Source organism: Shewanella aestuarii (assembly GCF_014647215.1).
GTDB classification, from domain to species: Bacteria; Pseudomonadota; Gammaproteobacteria; order Enterobacterales; family Shewanellaceae; genus Shewanella; species Shewanella aestuarii.
The window spans coordinates 100,890-119,452 of sequence record NZ_BMOT01000006.1 but is presented as its reverse complement, the minus strand read 5'-3'; the positions used below and the strand labels follow the sequence as shown (position 1 = coordinate 119,452).

The window sequence follows — 18,563 nt, the reverse complement described above, 5'->3', positions numbered from 1 at the left end:
GTTTATTATCCCGCCTTAACAACTAATTCAGGGCTTTTCTGTTCAATTTTTAACAGATCAGCAACGGCAATATTTTTAGGTTTAACTAGCACGAAACAGTCAATCCAATTGTCAAAATCACTTAAAATCATATTGGCATGTTCACTGCCTGTTTCAGCAACATGAGCTTCAATTAAGCCTTTTAAGTGTTGGCGATGAATGGTTGATTCGACTTTTAAGGTATCGACTAATTCGGTGTTAACACGGCGATTAAAGCGGCCGAATTGATCAAATACATACGCAAATCCTCCCGTCATACCGGCACCGAAGTTAACGCCTGTTTTACCGAGCACGACAATGATCCCGCTGGTCATGTATTCACAGCCGTTATCACCTAAACCTTCGACCACAGCAATTGCGCCAGAGTTACGCACCGCAAAACGTTCACCAGCTTGACCAGCAGCAAATAATTTACCGCCAGTAGCGCCGTATAAACAGGTATTACCTAAAATAGCACTTCGCTCGGATTGGAATGGGCTGCCAATAGGAGGGTGAATAACAATCTTACCGCCTGACATACCTTTACCGACGTAGTCATTGGCATCACCGCATAATTTGAGGTTTAACCCTGGACTATTCCATACCCCAAAGCTTTGGCCGGCGCTGCCACTGAAACCTAGCGAAATAGGTTCTTTGGTACCCGCAACACCATGTACTGTGGCTATGTAGCCCGATAGTGTCGCCCCCACTGAGCGGTCAGTGTTATTGATGGCATATTGGTATGCATGTGTCTCACCAGTATCCACTGCATGTTTGCAATCAGCTAGTAAGGTCTGGTTTAACTGGCCGACATCAGATGGCGGATTAATTTCTTTCCAAGTGAGCGATGATGAGCTTGGTACCACTGGCTTGTACAAAATTGGGGCAAGATCTAAGCCTTGTTGCTTAGCTGTTTGGCCTTCAAGTGCATGTAACCATTCGCTACGGCCAACTAAATCTTCAAATTGGCTTACGCCCAATGCCGCCATCCATTCACGGACTTCCAGTGCCACAAATTCAAAGTAAGTCATTACCCGTTCAGGTAAGCCATGGTAATGATTATCACGTAGGTTTTTATCTTGCGTTGCAACGCCGGTAGCACAGTTATTTAAATGACAAATACGCAGGTATTTACAGCCTAATGCGATCATCGGCACGGTACCAAAACCGAAGCTTTCAGCACCTAACAGCGCCGCTTTAATCACATCGGTACCTGTTTTTAAGCCGCCATCAACCTGTAAACGGATTTTATGGCGTAAGCCATTCTCAACCAAGGATTGTTGAACTTCAGCTAGGCCTAGCTCCCATGGTGAGCCCGCGTATTTGACTGATGTTATTGGGCTAGCGCCTGTGCCACCATCATAGCCTGAGATGGTGATCATATCGGCATAAGCTTTGGCAACACCTGTGGCAATTGTCCCAACACCCGGTTCAGACACCAGCTTCACCGAAACCAGTGCCGTTGGGTTAATTTGCTTTAAGTCGAAAATCAGCTGAGCTAAATCTTCAATTGAATAAATGTCGTGGTGCGGAGGCGGTGAAATTAACGTTACGCCAGGACGTGCATGACGTAATCCAGCGATTTCAACACTGACTTTGTGACCTGGTAATTGACCACCTTCACCGGGTTTAGCGCCTTGGGCGACTTTGATTTGCAAAACATCTGCATTCACAAGGTAGTGGGCGGTGACACCAAAGCGACCTGAAGCAATTTGCTTAATGGCTGAGTTGCGTTCAGTGTTAAAACGACGCGCATCTTCTCCACCTTCACCTGAGTTAGAACGACCACCTAAGCGGTTCATCGCAACGGCTAATGCCTCATGTGCTTCAGGGCTTAATGCTCCAATACTCATCGCAGCGCTATCGAAGCGAGTGTATAAATGGCTGGCATCTTCCACTTTGTCTAAGTCGATTGCTGCTTGCGTGCCTTTGATACCAATTAAGTCTCTTAGGGTTGCAATGGGTCGCTCATCGACTAGTTTGGCAAACTGTTTGTATGCTGGATAATCTTTATTTTTTAATGATGCTTGAAGCGTATTAACCACATCTGGGTTAAAGCTGTGGTATTCACCACCTTCAACATATTTAAGTAATCCACCTTGAGGCAGTGGCACATGTGCACGATAAGCTGCGGTATGAAGTAGCTTTTGATCGTCAGCAATATGGCTGAAGCTGGCACCCTCTATGCGACTGATCACGCCTTTAAAGCACAACTCAATAACATCACTGGCTAAACCAACAGCTTCAAACTGTTGGCTACAACGATATGAGCCAACAGTACTGATACCCATTTTAGACATGATTTTACGCAAGCCTTTTTCAATGCCGTAACGGAAATTAAGCATTAGGGTGGTAATGTCTTCAACTGCATGTTGTTTGGCCATGGCCGCAATCGATTCATAGGCAAGGTAAGGGTAAATTGCCGTCGCACCAAAGCCGAGTAATACTGCAAAATGGTGTGGATCACGCGCTGAAGCGGTTTCAACAATAATGTTGGTATCACAACGTAAACTTTTATCAACTAAGCGTCTTTGAACTGCACCGACAGCCATAGCCGCAGGAATAACCTGCGCATTTTTGTCGACAGCACGATCAGATAGAATAAGCAGTGTTGTGCCACTTCTTGCTAAACGTTCTGCTTCATCGGTAATTCGATGAATAGCTTGCTCGAGTGTTTCGTGACCATCGTAGTTTAAATCAACGGTATTAGCTCGATAGTTAGTGCTATCTAGGCCCAGTAACTGGTTAAAATCACTAAATAATAAAATGGGTGAATTAAACATAACGCGATACGCGTTGCCTGTGGTTTCGCTAAATAAGTTTTGTTCACGTCCAACACAGGTAGCCAGTGACATGACGTGTTTTTCACGTAATGGGTCAATGGGAGGATTAGTTACCTGAGCAAATTTTTGACGGAAATAGTCATACAGAGAACGTGATTTCTTTGACAATACTGCCATTGGCGTATCATCACCCATAGATCCAATCGCTTCTTCACCTTGGCTGGCCAAGACCCAAATCACTTGCTCTAACTCTTCACGAGTAAATCCAAATTGCTTTTGATACTGCAATAAGGTTTTAGCATCAAAACGGCTTGAGCCTTGTTTGCTCGGATCAGTTTGTTCTGCAGGAATTAAGGTTTGACTGTTTTTTGCCATCCATTCTTTGTATGGGTGGCGACGTTTTAAGTCATTATCAATTTCAAATGATTGGTGCAAACGACCATTTAAGGTATCAAGTACCAATAGCTCACCAGGACCTACACGGCCTTTCTCAATCACTTCATCGGCAGCGTAATCCCAAATACCCACTTCAGAAGCTAAGGTTAAAATGCGATCTTTGGTGATAACGTATCGCGATGGACGTAAACCATTACGATCAACGGCACAAGCGGCATAACGCCCATTGGTCATTACGATACCCGCAGGGCCATCCCATGGTTCCATGTGCATAGAGTTAAAGTCGTAGAAGGCCTTTAACTCGTCATCCATTTCTGGATTTGATTGCCACGCAGGTGGAATAAGCAAGCGCATTGCTCGATATAAATCCATGCCACCCGATAACAACATTTCTAGCATGTTATCCAGAGATGAAGAATCAGAGCCAGTTTCATTCACAAACGGAGCGGCTTGTTGTAAATCTGGTAGCAATGGTGAGTTAAATTTATAAGCGCGTGCGCGTGCCCATTGACGGTTCCCCGTAATAGTATTGATCTCGCCATTATGGGCTAAGTATCGAAATGGCTGAGCTAAAGGCCATTTAGGTGAAGTATTGGTTGAAAAGCGCTGGTGGAATAAACAGATAGCACTTTTTAAACGAATGTCAGCTAGGTCTAAATAAAATGATGGTAAGTCAGCAGGCATCATTAGGCCTTTATAGACAATGACCTGACCTGATAAGCTGGCAACATAGAAATCATTATCATCGACAATTTGCTGCTCAAGACGACGGCGTGCCATATAGAGGCGACGTTCTAAGTCTTTTTCACGCCAACCTACAGGCGCATTAATTAATACCTGATAAATTTGTGGCAAGCTATTGCGGCCAATCTCACCTAACACGTCTGGATTAACCGGAACCTTGCGCCAACCTGCAACACTTAGTGTTTCTCGTTGTAATTCTTTTTCTAAAATAAACTTGGCTTCGTCAGCTTTTTGCTGATCTTGACTTAGAAACAGCATGCCTACAGCGAATTTTCGGCTTAAGTGCCAGTCATTCTCTGCAGCTATGGCTTCAAAAAATTGGGTCGGCATTTGCATCAATAGACCACAGCCATCACCTGTGCGTCCATCGGCTGCAATACCACCACGGTGTTTCATGCGATCGAGCCCATGAATTGCAGTGCGCACGATTCTATGGCTGGCATCGCCATCCATTTGTGCAATCAATCCAAACCCGCAATTGTCCCGTTCGAAACTGGGATGATATAAGCTCATACAAAAACCCCCTAAAACCTTTACTGATACGACTCGGGGTAAATGTGAAGAAATTCCATAGATATGCACCCGAACCTCTCAAATTAAACTGAGTTAGTACAAAGGTCAAACGCATTTGTTGCATCATTCTGAAATATTATTACTAACTAACTGTAATATTTTGTCAGGTTTACGTTAACGTAAACTGTGTTTTCGCACGTATAACATTATGAATAAAAAGAATTTTAATATAATTGCGCTTGACTTGTAACTTTTTGGTAACAACGGGCGTGAATTGTTTTTGAAATAAAAATAGTGAATTTTATTCCAAACACAGTGCAAGCAAGTAAAAAAGAAATTTGTGACTAAATATTCACTTTTAGTAATTTAAAATGTGTTGATATTGTTTAAAACAATTTTCAGCACTTTACCGTTTATATACTGGGCCTTGGTTAAACTCGCATTCTTTGATTTAAATCTAAGTTTACCGTTTGATTTTACCCTAAATTAAGCGCCGTTTTTGCAAAGGATAGAGGTTAACAATGGGCTTAGATGATTTCGTCAATACTTATGGCGCTAATTGTAAAAGGCGTTATGGTAAAAGACTTAAAAAGCTCACCATAGATGCTAAATTTACCTGTCCTAATCGAGATGGCACATTAGGCGTTGGAGGCTGTAGCTTTTGTAATGTGGCGTCGTTTAATCAACAACAGGGTGAACGCCATTCCATAGCCGTGCAACTTGAAACAGCTAAAGATAATTTGAGGAAGAATCAAAGCGCGAGTATCAGCCATAGTGACAGTCAATACATTGCTTACTTTCAGGCTTATACATCAACATATGAAGAGTATCAGCAGTTAAAGCGTAAATATGATGAAGCCATCCAAGATTCACAAATAGTCGCATTGCATATTGGCACTAGACCTGATTGCGTGCCTGATGATGTTTTAGATTTATTGGCGGATTACCAACAATCGGGTGTTGATATCTGGTTAGAGCTAGGCTTACAAACTGCCAATAATCGTACTTTGAAAAACATTAATAGAGGCCATGATTTTGCAGCTTATCAAGATGCGGTAACCCGTGCGCGCATGCGTGGAATTAAAGTGTGTTGTCACCTTATCTTGGGATTACCTAACGAAAGCTTAACGGATTACATGTATAGCCTTGAACAAGTATTGGCTGTTGGTGTTGATGGGATTAAGTTGCATCCATTGCATATTGTTGAAGGCAGCATTTTGGCAAAGCAATGGCGTTATAAGCCTTTTGCATTGCTAAGTATTGAAGAATACGCAGCTGCTGCGACAACATTGATCCGGCATACGCCACCAAGCATTATTTATCACAGGGTCACCGCTTATGCTAAAAAATCGATATTAGTTGCTCCACAATGGTGTGGTTTTAGGTGGGATGGGCTGGTGGCTATTATTGATTTACTGGCAGCTAAAGGTGGGCAGGGAAGTGCACTCATTGATGGAAGTAACTATTAGTGTGCGCAATAGGTTGATGATTAATAGTTATATTTTATACTTGTATCGGATGACGTATACGATTGTTAGCGTAATTGTTAAGATGTTTATTTAGCCATGATGAATAGTTGTTTGTGTAAATGTTAACGGTTTGTTTATGGATGCAAAGTTTATCCCGCATACGTTGTTGAAAGCTTGCATAGGGCAAAAGACGGGGTATTATGACATTAATTTAATAGATTTCGATTTGAATTTTAATTTAATAGAGGTGCCCAACATGTCCGTAACGCAATTAGATGCTATTTTGGATCTGAATACACTTGAGCAATATATCAGTGCAATCGGAGCAGGTACTTTATTAAAAAGTGTCGTGTTATTTGAACAATTGATGCCCGAATATGTTGGTAGTTTAGTCAAAGCACATGATGCGGGCGATAAAGAGACATTGTGTTCTGAAGCGCACAAATTTAAAGGTGCTGCTGGTTCTGTTGGCTTAAAGCGTATTCAACAGTTTGCCCAGTTACTTCAACATGGTGAAGAAGCAAAATGGGATGCAGAGCATGGTGTTTGGTTAGCAGGCATTGTTGAACATGCTGAGCGTGACTTACAGCAATTGAAGTTATTTTTAGAAGCGAAAGCTTAATTATCTATTGTGCGTGAAGCAAACCCATGATGCTCCTTAATATAAGGAGCATTTTTTTATCATTTTTACGGATTTTGTGGAATTGCTCATCATACTGACCTTGTCATTCTTGCATTGTTAATTCATTATTTGAATTACCTTGGTCTTATATAATCGATTACATGAAAAACCTTCCTAGTCTTAAGAACCTATATTATTTGGTTAACTTATATCAAGAGCAAAATTTTAATCGCGCAGCAAAAATTTGTTTTGTCAGTCAGTCGACCTTATCTAGCGGTATACAAAATTTAGAAGAGCAATTGGGTTACCAGCTTATTGAACGTGATCATAAATCATTTATGTTTACAGCTATTGGCGAAGAGGTGGTCGAGCGTGCACGGAATATTTTAACCAACGTTGATGATTTAGTAGAGTTAGTTAAAAACCAGGGGGCGCCAATGACGGGTGAAATTCGTCTAGGTTGCATACCAACTATTGCCCCATTTTTACTCAGTAGAGTGGTTAAACTCTGTCAAAAAGATTACCCGCAATTGTCATTATTACTCAAAGAAGACACCACTGAGCGCTTGCTTGATGCACTAGCAAAAGGGGAATTAGATTTACTGATTTTAGCTTTACCAGTAGACACCAGTGGATTTCATAGTATGAAAGTGGGTATCGACCCTTTCAAAATGGTGATGCATCAAGAGATGCCTTACGATGTGGTGCAGCCGATAGATTATCAATCCATGCCCGATGAAAGTATATTTTTGTTGCAAGCGGAGCATTGTATCACTGGTCATGCGATTACAGCTTGTCAGTTAGGTGACAGTGCTAAAATTAACCCATTTGCCGCCACAAGCTTGCACACCTTAGTACAAATGGTAAACAGTAAACTGGGAACCACCTTTTTACCGCAAATGGCGATTGATGCAGGTATTTTAAATGATACTGATCTGAAAGTAATGGACCCACCAGGTGAAGCCCCTTATAGAGATATTGGTTTAGTTTGGCGTCAAACTACCAGTAGGATCAGCACTTTTAGAACATTGGGATTAGCTATTCAGCAACAGCTGATGCCACAAGTGCTCTCCAAAAAATAAGTGTTAGTGCCTATGGCTTGATGTCGTTCTTTTTCGGGGAAACTGCATAAACCTCAATAGGATGTTGTTTTCCTTTAAGCGGGATTAAGCCAAGGTCTTGTAGTTGATATTGACTACCTTGTTGTTCTAAACGGTGTGCCAAATCTCCAGATAGCAACATCCGCTGACCCAATGGGTTACATTGATCCTGCAGGCGCGCTAAGGTATTTAAAACGTCACTAAAGAAGCTTATTTCTTGCTTGTGAACGCCAACAACCGCGGCAACAACTTGGCCACAGTGAGCAGCGGCTTTAAATTTAGGTACAAAACCGTATTGTTCTTCAAAGTATTTTCTTTGCCATTGCAGCTCATTACAAAATTCATAATAGATATTCATACAACGATCTTGTTGGATGCCTTCTTCTAACGGCCAATGGATCAATACCGCATCACCCATATAACGATAAATCTCGGCATCGTTTCTGATAACAGTATCTGCTAGTAAACTAAAACTGTCTTGAATTAATCGTGAAAAGCGGTAGTCACCTAATGATTCAGCGTGTGAGGTTGAAGACGCCATATCTAAGAATAAGAATAGGCGCTGCTCATACCTGGGTTTATGGTATTTTCCCAGTCCAATATTTAACAATACCCTTGGTCCTACTAATAAACCCATTTGTTCAATGAACGCAAGGCTCACTCTGACAACCACAAGGTAAACAACTAATGCTTGAAATGAAGGACTATATAGCACATGCGCGGTTAACATTTGGCGTAATGTCACCATATGGTTTTCAATCGCCCACATATTCAGAAACTGAGTAACGTAGGCTAATGTAGTTGCGCCGAGTAATAAAAACAGTCCTTTAAATATGACTGAAAAAAGGTAGGGTAAACGACTAATAGCGCTGAAATCGGCAATGAGATTTGACATCCAATGAAGGCAACCAAAGACAAAGCCCATAAAAATAGCCAAGGTGGCAAGATCGGCTTGACCTACAGCCCATTGGGGAAGTTCTGGCATTTGTGCGTATCGAAAAAAAACAAATGCGGCCATAGCAAAGCACCAAGCTAATATGGCGAACGCGAGTTTTTTCACTTGCTTCTTGGCTTTCACTAGTAGAATTTTAATCCGGATTGGGCGGTAAAGGAGGCGGCATTTTAACGAAAAAACCCTACTTGTGTTAGTGGTAATTGTGATTTAGATCAATAGAAGCCTAGAAAACGTTAGTTTTGACCAAGGCTAATAGCTTAACAGCCATGAAATTCACACTTTAACGATGTGATGAATCAAGATGTCATGAAAAAGCATCGTGGAGAATTTTTTGGGTAAAGGGTATTTTTAAATAAAAACCGCGGGGATTAGATAATTGCAAGTGACCATTTGGCCCAATACTTTCTGTTAATGTATGACTATTTGCCGCTTTAGGACGCAATTGCAACACTTCACCGTGACGGGCGGTTATTGTATCGACTTTACCTAAAGCAATCTTTTCCATAATTTCTTCCCAATCTTGCTTAAGCAAAGCCATCTCTTTTAATGATGGCGACCAAAGCAGAGGTGTGCCTATACGTCTTTCGCCCACAGGAATGTGACGTTCTCCTTCAATCGGCACCCACAGCACACATTGAAGCTTGTGAAATACAACACTTTGCTCCCATGTTAGTCCACTAATATCTGTTAATGGTGCAACCGTAACATAGGTTGTTTCTAGTGGCTTTCCCATTTGATCTATGGGGATCGTTTTTAATTCAACACCTAAATGAATGAAATCGGGTTCAGGTTTTGAGCCAGCTAATGCACCTAGCTCTAGCTCGATGAGTTGACCGACCCAACCTTTATCTCTGCGAAGATCTTTTGGAACAGGAATATGGTGTTCAAAGGCAATATCAGCTAAAGACACTCCCGCCATAGCGTGGGCTCGCTGCATCAATTCATTGATATTTTTAGGTGATGGCTTGGGCATTTTCAGTGAGTTAAAAAATACAAATAAGGGTATTAGGGTAACAACATCAGCATCAAGTGCAACCGTTTGTCGGCATAGATATAAAAATAATGATTTGGTAATAAAATCACTTGATAAGATGCACTTAGTCTGTGTGGTTAAAAAGTGACCTCGGTAATATGCTCAAGTTATTCAGCCTGTCAGTGATCTTTTAAGTTTATGAAAATAAGGGAGTTAAATGCTTTCTGTTTTTTATCAAAAGGCATTTTAAAAAAGTTACACGCTTTTATCCCTAGTATTTCACACATAGTTATCCACAGTTTTGTTGAATAACATATCAAAGTTATTGTCTTAACTGATGTAAAAGCTATCGTCAATGACTTTTTTATCGAAAAAATTGCTTTTTTTATAAATTTTCAGTTGTTATTTGTGAATAAGTTTTATCAGAATTGCAGTGAGTAGTGAATAACTTAGTGGTTGATTAAAAATTAAGCTTTGATGGTTTTTAACTTTTTATGAACCAGTAATTTGTTTAAATGTGCATATTTAACAATGGCTTGTTGAGTTGTTTGTTTTTGACGGTAGACTTGTGTATGACTGCTTTTTTAGTCAAATAGTCAAGTTTACGGAAGTTTCAAACAGACATATCCACAGATTTTGTGGATAAAGTCATATTCCTATAAATTTTGCTGTTGATAAAATGATAGAAAATTCTATTTTATCCCAAGTTATGTTGTAAATAGGGGTTTGCCGATAGCCAAGCTTTGTGAAACAATCACATTAATGAAATTTTTGTGAAATTGGAGTCCATGTGATTGATAGCGACGGCTTTCGCGCAAATGTGGGCATCATTATCTGTAATCAGTTCGGTCAAGTTATGTGGGCAAGGCGTTTTGGTCAACATTCTTGGCAATTCCCACAGGGTGGGCTTGATGAAGGCGAAACCGCCGAACAAGCTATGTATCGCGAGTTATATGAAGAGGTTGGCCTTTTACCTGAACATGTTCAAATTCTGACAACTTCTCGTGCTTGGTTACGCTATCGCTTACCCAAGCGGCTAATTCGACAAGACAGTAAACCCGTGTGTATCGGACAAAAACAGAAATGGTTTTTGCTACAATTGAAAGGGCATGACAACACCATTAATTTGAATTCATCTGGTCATCCTGAATTTGATGATTGGCGCTGGGTGAGCTATTGGTATCCTGTCAGGCAAGTGGTGTCTTTTAAACGAGATGTTTATCGTAAAGTGATGAAAGAGTTTGCTGTGACAACGTTAGCGTTGCAAGCTCGAGAGGTTCATCAAAATAGACGAAGAGGCCGCAACAGAAATTAACTGCCATTATTAAAGGACTAGAAGAAAGTGTTAAATACACTTAGGGACATAACACAGGCTGTCGCTGCGGCTAACTCGTTAGACGTAGCGCTTGATTTATTGGTGGTACAAACCAAGCAAGCTATGGCAACTGAGTGTTGTTCTATTTATCTTCTGGAACAGCAGCAGCTTGTACTTTCGGCTACAGAAGGGCTACAGCGCTCCGCTATTGGTAATGTTAAAATGCCGCTGTCTCAAGGCCTTGTTGGTTTAGCGGCTGAGCGTGAAGAAGCCGTAAATCTAGCCGATGCTAGGGTACACCCCCGTTTTAAACTATTCCCAGAAGTCGCAGAAGAAGAATATCGTGCTTTTCTTGCTGTACCGATCATTTATCAAAAAATGGTTGTGGGTGTCATTGTGGTTCAACAACCCGATGCCAGGCAGTTTAGTGAGGGAGAAGAAGCGTTTTTAATGACCTTAGCGGCACAGTTAGCAGTGGTCATTCGCAGTTTAAAAAATAGAGCGGCCATCACTAATGTACAAGATAAAGTAGTATTTAGCGGCACGACGGCTTCAAGCGGTATTGCTATTGCCAAAGGGTTTGTACTCGGTGGTGCCATATCCTTGGAGCAGGTTGATTTAGCCTGCGATGATATCGAACATGAAATTCATCGGACTAAGCTGGCGATTAATCGTAGCAGAGACAAGTTAAATGCTATATCGCAACGATTTGAGCATGATCAAGCAGAAGATGTCGCTTCAATTTTCTCCGCCTTTAAGTTATTACTCGATGATAATAGCTTAGGTGGAGAGTACATCCGTGAAGTGGCTGGCGGATGGCGAGCAGAATCAGCCGTTAGCCGTGTTTCTATTCGTTATATCGAACAGTTCTTGGCGATGGACGATCCCTATTTAAAAGAACGTGCCAGTGATATTCGTGAACTCGGCCAAAAAGTATTACGTCAGCTTATTGAACCAGATCGATTAGAACTTGAACCCGATACCCCAGTCATATTAGTTGCCAAAGAAGTCGATGCCACTATGTTGGCAGAGTTCCCTCGACACAAATTAGCCGGTATTGTCACTAAATTAGGTGGCGTGAATGCTCATGCCGCTATTCTTGCTCGTGCGCTGGGAGTACCTGCACTGATTGGTGTTGAGCAAGCTTTAGAAACCAATCTTGATAATAAATTATTGGTGCTAAATGCCACGCGCGGCCAGCTGCTGGTTTCACCGTCTCCTACCGTGGTGGATGAGTATCGGGTGCTGATTAATGCTGATGTTGAAAAGCAAAAGCGTTTTTCTGCCGAGTTAACTCTGCCCGCAGAGACATTAGATGGTATACGTATTCATCTATATCTAAATGCTGGCTTATTAAGTGGTATGGAATCTAATATTGCAGACGGGGCAGATGGGATTGGTTTATACCGAACTGAAATACCGTTTATGTTGCATCAACGCTTTCCGAGTGAAGCAGAACAAATTAAAGTTTACCAGCAGGTACTTAGCGCCGCAGGAACAAGGCCCGTTGTTATGCGTACCCTTGATGTTGGGGGGGATAAGCCATTACCCTATTTCCCGATCAAAGAAGACAATCCTTTTCTGGGGTGGCGTGGGATCCGTTTATCGTTGGATCATCCTGAACTCTTTTTAGTGCAATTAAGAGCAATGCTGCAAGCGGGAGGATCTAGTCAGCAATTACAAATTCTGTTGCCTATGGTCAGTAATCTAGATGAAATCGATCAAACCTTAGAATATTTAGACCAAGCGTATGAAGAGCTTAATGTTGATATTAATCATGTGCTAACACGTCCAAAAATTGGTGTTATGTTAGAAGTTCCAGCACTGCTTTATCAATTAGCTGACGTGGCTAAAAGGGTCGATTTTGTTTCCGTGGGTAGTAACGATTTAACTCAATATTTATTGGCCGTCGATCGAAATAACCCAAGTGTAAGCACCTTATTTGACAGTTATCATCCAGGTATCCTACGGGCATTAAAACGCGCATTAGATGAGTGCCAACAATACAAATTAGATGTCAGTGTTTGTGGGGAATTGGCCGGTGAACCTTATGGTGCTTTACTTTTGGTTGCCATGGGATATACCAAGCTTAGTATGAACCAAGCTAGCTTAGCACGGATTAATTATTTGCTTCGGCGTGTATCATGCAAACAGTTAAACGTGTTGCTAGAGAGTTGTTTATCAGTCTCAAATGCAACGCAAGTAAAGCAGCTGCTGCAAACATTTACTGCGCAGCATCAATTAGAAGATATATTGCATTAAACTGAAGTACGTATTTTAGGGGACTTCCTTGGACAATTTTCTACTTATTTTTGCTATTTGTTTAGTATTAGGATCTTTAGTCGGTTTTTTAGCAGGATTACTGGGTATTGGCGGTGGTCTTATTATTGTTCCAGCTTTACTGTATATTTTGCCTTGGGTGGGAATTACCTCTTCACAATTAACCCATGTGGCAATCGCAACTTCGCTTAGCACGATCATTTTAACCTCTTTATCTTCTGTTACTGCGCACCATAAGCGCGGCAATATACCCTGGGCTTTATTTAAACCTATTTTGCCGGGCATTATTATTGGGGCACTTTCTGCTGGGTTTGTTTCTGAATTGATCCCATCAGATCAATTACAGCAAGCTTTTGCAGTTTTTGTGGTGTTAATGGCGATTCAAATGGCTTTTCCTTTTAAGTCTAAGGGCGAAGGCCAGCTTCCTGCTAACGGTGTATTGTTTATTGTATCTGTGATGATTGCACTTATTGCTGGAATGATGGGGATTGGCGGTGGCGTTTTATTGGTGCCTTTTTTGAGTTTCTGTGGTTTACAAATGAAACAGGCTGTGGGATTTTCGTCAGCCACGGGCTTTTTGATTGCGATAGCTGGCACGACAGGATATGTGGTAGCAGGCTTTGATGCGCCCGATTTACCTTCTGGTACCTTAGGGTATATTTATCTTCCTGCGTTATTTGGCATTATTATCAGTTCAATGATCTTTGCGCCGCTTGGTGTTAAAGCGGCGAGCACATTACCTACTTCAAAACTAAAAAAGGCCTTTGCAGGCCTGTTATTTATAGTAGGTTTAAAAATGATATTCAGTTAAGTAATAGTTTATTTAACTAAATAGTCATAAATTTTAAACCGCAAAAGGATATTGAATCGCATCATGGTGTTGATAACCTTTCACTTCAAAATCATCTAATGTGACCCAAGTTTCAATATCTTTAAGGCTCTTAATATCTGGATTGATAATCAACTGAGGGGCTGCAAAGGGTTCACGCTTGAGTTGTATATCACGCATCGGCGCTAATTGATCTTCATAAATATGGGCGTTAACAATTTTGTGATAGGCCTTGCCTGGCTTTTTACCCGTTATTTGCGCCATCAATGCCAATAATACGTAAACTTGTACCATATTAAAGTTTAACCCAAGTGGAACATCACAGCTGCGTTGAGTGCTGTTTAGATACAAGGTGTCACCTAATAGTGAAAAGTGATGTTCATACATACACGGTCTTAAGCAGCCTAAGTCAAATGCGCCAGGGTGTAAAAAAGTCAGAATTTCTCCACGATTATCAATGCCTTTAGAAAGGTCATCAACAATACCTTGCAATAAATCAACATGACCACCATTGGGTTTAGGAAAAGCGCGTCCTAAAGCCCCATATATTAACCCTAAATCATCTTCGCCTTTGCGATTTGGGTTTTTTAACCATGCTTCATTTAAGTTCGCGTTAGCATCCCAGGTTTTGGTGCCAAGAGCACGAAACTGTGCAGCACTTTGATAACCTCGCATATAGCCGATAATTTCAGCAATTGCTGATTTCCAAAAGCTTTTTCGTGTGGTTACTAAAGGAAATTGATTATTGGCAACATCATACGTCAGGTCTGCATTAATGACGGTTAAACAACGTTTATTGGTCCGTTCATTATTAATCCAAGTGCCTTCATTGACGATACGTTGGCAAAGGTCCAAATACTGTTTCATGGTGTCCCTGATTTTTTTGTACGTTATTGAGTGAGTATACCTTTGTGTTGTAAAGGCATAAACCCAATCTTTGGGTAAAAATGAACTTCAAAGCTAATTTTAATACTGATTGAAAAATATTTTTTTAACATTTATGTTGTATTAATCACCAAACTGATAAGTGTTTGAAATGAATATAAACATTACATTTATTGCTTTATAGCGCTTTTTAGGGGCATTTACTCAGTAAAAACCAATAAATGAGAACTCAACTCGGTTTTTTCGATGTATTAGCTCGAAACATTCGATTATATTTGTTTTAATGTTCTGGTATAGACTCAAAGCATCGATTTTTAGGAGTTACAAATGGAAAAAGCACTGAGAAATTTTCTGAGCCAAGAGTCTGCTGGCGGGATCATCTTAATGATCTCTGTCGCCTTGGCCATGATTTTAGCAAATTCACCACTATCTGGTTTATACGAAGGTTTTTTAAATACAGAAGTACAAGTCCGTGTCGGTGCACTGGATATTGATAAGCCACTATTGTTATGGATTAACGATGGTTTAATGGCATTATTTTTCTTGTTAATAGGCTTAGAAGTTAAGCGTGAGTTGCTTGAAGGTGCCTTATCTACCGTTGCAAAAGCATCGTTACCCACTTTTGGGGCCATTGGTGGGATGTTATTCCCTGCGCTATTTTATTTGATGTTTAACTATTCAGATCCTGCTACCCAAGTGGGCTGGGCTATTCCTGCTGCAACCGATATTGCATTTGCCCTCGGGATCATGGCGTTGCTTGGTAATCGAGTGCCTGTAGCTTTGAAGGTGTTTTTATTAGCGCTGGCGATAATCGATGACTTAGGTGTCATTGTTATCATTGCACTGTTTTATAGTACTGATTTATCGATGTTGAGTTTAATTGTTGCTGCTATTGCAATAGCATTGATGGTTGTATTAAATCGTAAAGGGGTGACGTCATTAACCCCATACGGACTTCTTGGATTTATGCTTTGGGTTGCAGTATTAAAGTCGGGTGTACATGCTACATTGGCTGGTGTGATCATTGCATTCTGTATCCCACTAAGAGCTAAAGATGGCACATCGCCGTCTGAGCATCTAGAACATAGTTTACATCCTTGGAGCACGTTCCTAATCTTGCCAGTGTTTGCATTTGCGAATGCAGGTTTATCATTGACTAATATGACTTTCGCCTCTTTTGCAGAGCCTATTACGATCGGTATTATTTTAGGCTTAGTGTTAGGTAAACCTATTGGTGTTCTGCTATTTAGCTTTGTTGCGGTTAAACTTAAATGGGCTGAATTACCTCCGGGTATTGGTTGGAAACATATTGCCCCGGTGGCAGCTATGTGTGGTGTTGGTTTTACCATGTCTGTTTTCATTGCTTCACTTGCATTTGAAAACTCACCAGCGGCGTTTGGTGATTTTGCAAGGTTAGGCATTTTGACTGGTTCATTGCTTGCAGCTTTATTGGGGTACTTCTGGTTAGACAAAGTGTTACCGAAAAAAGGAGCCAAATAATGAAAGCATTATCTGTTGTTGTTTTAGTAACAAGCCTAGGGATATTTGCTTCCCCAGTTTCTGCAAATGCATTTGATGTGTGTTTAAAAGATTCAGCTAGCCCAAGTTGCACAAGCTATCTTGAGGGGGTTGTAGATGGGGCTTTAATGTACCGTAAAGATGTACCAGCCAAGAAAGTCGAAGCTAATAGCTATGAATCTCGGGCATTAAAGTATCGTGCTGGAAAGCGCTATCAAAAAGCCAATAGCAAATATTGCGCAAGCCAAGTACCTGTTAAAAGTGACATTGTGGATGCGTTATCTGAGCAGGTAGCAATGGATAACGTTTCAAATAGTGATGAACTTGAGTCGGTTATTAACTCGCTGATGGATTGTCGTAAGCAGTAGTCTATTATTTACTTATCTAAAATCGCTCACGCTTGTGGGCGATTTTTTTATAGGTCAGGGCATTTTATCTCTTTGTTGATATTCCTCTAAGACACCTAATTGTAGTTGACCCTTTTACTAAAGCGTATTCTTTACAAGGCGTATGTTATGCAACATCTTAATTACAATCATCTTTACTATTTTTGGATGGTTAAACGCAAAGGTTCAGTGGCCAAAGCCGCCGAAGCCTTATGTTTAACACCACAAACAATTACAGGACAGATGCGCTTATTAGAAAACCGTTTAAAAGGGTCATTATTTAAGCGGGTAGGGCGTAATTTAGAGGCGACCGAGTTAGGTGAAGTCGTTTTTCGCTATGCCGATAAAATGTTTAATTTAAGTTATGAAATGCTCGATTTGCTTAATTATCAAAAAGACACCTCGGTTCTGTTTGAGGTTGGGATCGCTGATGCGCTCTCAAAGGCCCTTGCGAGTCGGGTATTGCTGACTGTTATTCCACATGATGGCTCAATTCATTTAGCATGCTATGAATCAACCCATGAAAGCTTAATAGCACGTTTACGCGAACATAAATTAGATATGATTTTATCGGATTGTGCCGGTGAATCATTAAAATATAGCGATATTTTATCCAAAAAATTAGGTGAGTGTGGCGTCAGTTTTTTTTGTGCTCACCCTATCGATGCACCATTTCCAGCTTGCTTGGAACAAGAGAAATTATTGATCCCCGGGATCCGCACTTCTCTTGGGCAACAACTGCATAGCTGGTTCGCTGAAAAAAACCTCAATGTGAGTGTTTTAGGTGAATTTGATGATGCTGCTATGATGAAAGCCTTCGGGTATTTTAAACGGGGTATTTTTGTTGCCCCGTCTATTTATCGTCATGATATACTTTCGCAAGGTATGGTTTTATTAGGTGAAACCTCCGATATTAAAGAAGAATATCATGTCATGTTTGCTGAGCGTATGATTCAACATCCGGCAGTAAAAAGTTTACTTGAAACCGATTTTACTGATTTATTTTTAGGATTAGATCAGCAAGTACAAGATTTTGATAATCGTTTAGGAAGCGCAGATTAACCTTGGTGGTTAATCCTCATTTTTGCAGGAGTTCGTGTTGGAATTAATGAATATAGCGAGAGTTCGTTGGGCTTGTCGTCGCGGAATGCTTGAACTAGATGTATTGTTTCAACCCTTTGTTGAGGCACATTATCAGCAGTTACCTGATGAAGATAAGCAAACATTTATTCGCTTATTAGAGTGTGAAGATCCTGAGTTATTTGCTTGGTTTATGGGGCACGAGCAATGCCCAGATGCCGAATTAGCTGCAATGGTGATAAAAGTTCGTGGGCGCCCAGCACCATAAGCAAACACCGAATATCCCTCACGCAAGTCTGTTTGTGCTGAGGGCATCGTTTCATCAGTACTTATGTTATTGGTTGATATTTTTTGTAGTTTTGACAAGCTTTATTGCCTGGCCAAGTCTTGAATCGACATTGTTGATGTTGAGTTTTTATGGGCTGATTTTGGGCGTTGTTCTGGTCTTCATTGGTCAACTGCGCCGACTAAAAAATTGGCACTGTCAGATTGTGTTAGATGGTGTTTCAGGCGGTCGATTAGATACAGAAGCGTTGTTTAGATTTGGTAAACCTGCTTTTATTTGTCCTTTATTTTGCATGTTATACCTTGAGTTTGACGACCAATCTCGACAAATATGTTGTGTATGGGCAGATATGCTAGACGACTCTCAGTATCGAACCTTGTGTCGTCTAGCAAAGCAATCCTGCTAGCATTG

Annotated in this window: 15 protein-coding genes; 11 read left to right on the top strand and 4 right to left on the bottom strand. The window is 40.8% G+C overall.

Going from position 1 to position 18,563, the window contains the following annotated elements:
- Positions 1 to 5: 5 nt before the first annotated feature.
- Positions 6 to 4,454 carry a glutamate synthase large subunit gene (gltB, locus tag IEY03_RS10460; protein ID WP_188841333.1) on the bottom strand — a complete coding sequence of 1,483 codons (4,449 nt, stop codon included), beginning with the start codon at positions 4,452 to 4,454 and terminating at the stop codon, positions 6 to 8.
- Between the two features lie 521 nt (positions 4,455 to 4,975).
- Between gltB and mnmL the strand changes: the two genes are divergently transcribed.
- From mnmL to oxyR, 3 genes are all read left to right on the top strand, one after another.
- Complete coding sequence (gene mnmL, locus IEY03_RS10455; protein WP_188841331.1) at positions 4,976 to 5,923, top strand: tRNA modification radical SAM protein MnmL/YtqA; 948 nt, start codon at positions 4,976 to 4,978, stop codon at positions 5,921 to 5,923.
- Positions 5,924 to 6,179: 256 nt separating this feature from the next.
- The gene (locus tag IEY03_RS10450) at positions 6,180 to 6,545 is read left to right on the top strand and encodes an Hpt domain-containing protein (RefSeq protein ID WP_188841329.1); all 366 of its coding nucleotides are present in this window, start codon (positions 6,180 to 6,182) and stop codon (positions 6,543 to 6,545) included.
- Positions 6,546 to 6,706: 161 nt separating this feature from the next.
- Positions 6,707 to 7,627, top strand: a complete 921-nt coding sequence (gene oxyR / locus IEY03_RS10445) for a hydrogen peroxide-inducible genes transcriptional activator OxyR (RefSeq protein WP_188841327.1) — start codon at positions 6,707 to 6,709, stop codon at positions 7,625 to 7,627.
- Positions 7,628 to 7,637: 10 nt separating this feature from the next.
- Here the strand turns inward: oxyR and IEY03_RS10440 are convergent, their stop codons facing one another.
- Together IEY03_RS10440 and mutH are read right to left on the bottom strand one after the other, a co-directional pair.
- A complete protein-coding gene (locus tag IEY03_RS10440; RefSeq protein WP_188841325.1) occupies positions 7,638 to 8,663 on the bottom strand; it encodes an adenylate/guanylate cyclase domain-containing protein in 1,026 nt (341 codons plus the stop codon).
- A 241-nt stretch (positions 8,664 to 8,904) separates the two neighbouring features.
- On the bottom strand, positions 8,905 to 9,573 hold the full coding sequence (gene mutH, locus IEY03_RS10435; protein ID WP_188841323.1) for a DNA mismatch repair endonuclease MutH: 669 nt from the start codon (positions 9,571 to 9,573) through the stop codon (positions 8,905 to 8,907).
- Positions 9,574 to 10,363: 790 nt separating this feature from the next.
- Between mutH and rppH the strand changes: the two genes are divergently transcribed.
- From rppH to IEY03_RS10420, 3 genes are read left to right on the top strand one after another with little or no spacing between them, the layout of a single operon-like run.
- Positions 10,364 to 10,888 (top strand): RNA pyrophosphohydrolase, encoded by a 525-nt coding sequence (gene rppH / locus IEY03_RS10430; RefSeq protein WP_188841321.1) that lies wholly within the window; start codon positions 10,364 to 10,366, stop codon positions 10,886 to 10,888.
- 27 nt (positions 10,889 to 10,915) lie between these two features.
- Positions 10,916 to 13,150 (top strand): phosphoenolpyruvate--protein phosphotransferase, encoded by a 2,235-nt coding sequence (gene ptsP / locus IEY03_RS10425; protein WP_188841319.1) that lies wholly within the window; start codon positions 10,916 to 10,918, stop codon positions 13,148 to 13,150.
- A gap of 28 nt (positions 13,151 to 13,178) precedes the next feature.
- Positions 13,179 to 13,979, top strand: coding sequence for a sulfite exporter TauE/SafE family protein (locus IEY03_RS10420; RefSeq protein WP_188841317.1), 801 nt, complete (start codon positions 13,179 to 13,181; stop codon positions 13,977 to 13,979).
- 33 nt (positions 13,980 to 14,012) lie between these two features.
- Here the strand turns inward: IEY03_RS10420 and IEY03_RS10415 are convergent, their stop codons facing one another.
- Positions 14,013 to 14,864, bottom strand: a complete 852-nt coding sequence (locus IEY03_RS10415) for a thymidylate synthase (RefSeq protein WP_188841315.1) — start codon at positions 14,862 to 14,864, stop codon at positions 14,013 to 14,015.
- A gap of 345 nt (positions 14,865 to 15,209) precedes the next feature.
- On the opposite strand from IEY03_RS10415, the gene nhaA reads away from it, so the two are divergent.
- The 5 genes from nhaA to IEY03_RS17155 all read left to right on the top strand — a co-directional run bounded on the left by nhaA (position 15,210) and on the right by IEY03_RS17155 (position 18,558).
- Complete coding sequence (gene nhaA, locus IEY03_RS10410; protein WP_188841313.1) at positions 15,210 to 16,382, top strand: Na+/H+ antiporter NhaA; 1,173 nt, start codon at positions 15,210 to 15,212, stop codon at positions 16,380 to 16,382.
- Entirely contained in the window at positions 16,382 to 16,768 is a 387-nt protein-coding gene (locus IEY03_RS10405; RefSeq protein ID WP_188841311.1) for a hypothetical protein, read from the top strand. The genes nhaA and IEY03_RS10405 overlap by 1 nt, the downstream gene beginning before the upstream one ends.
- A 147-nt stretch (positions 16,769 to 16,915) precedes the next feature.
- The gene (gene nhaR, locus IEY03_RS10400; RefSeq protein ID WP_188841309.1) at positions 16,916 to 17,848 is read left to right on the top strand and encodes a transcriptional activator NhaR; all 933 of its coding nucleotides are present in this window, start codon (positions 16,916 to 16,918) and stop codon (positions 17,846 to 17,848) included.
- A 37-nt stretch (positions 17,849 to 17,885) separates the two neighbouring features.
- Positions 17,886 to 18,134, top strand: a complete 249-nt coding sequence (locus IEY03_RS10395; protein ID WP_188841307.1) for an FAD assembly factor SdhE — start codon at positions 17,886 to 17,888, stop codon at positions 18,132 to 18,134.
- On the top strand, positions 18,115 to 18,558 hold the full coding sequence (locus IEY03_RS17155; protein ID WP_373290860.1) for a protein YgfX: 444 nt from the start codon (positions 18,115 to 18,117) through the stop codon (positions 18,556 to 18,558). Before IEY03_RS10395 ends, IEY03_RS17155 begins: the two co-directional genes overlap by 20 nt.
- Positions 18,559 to 18,563: the final 5 nt, after the last annotated feature.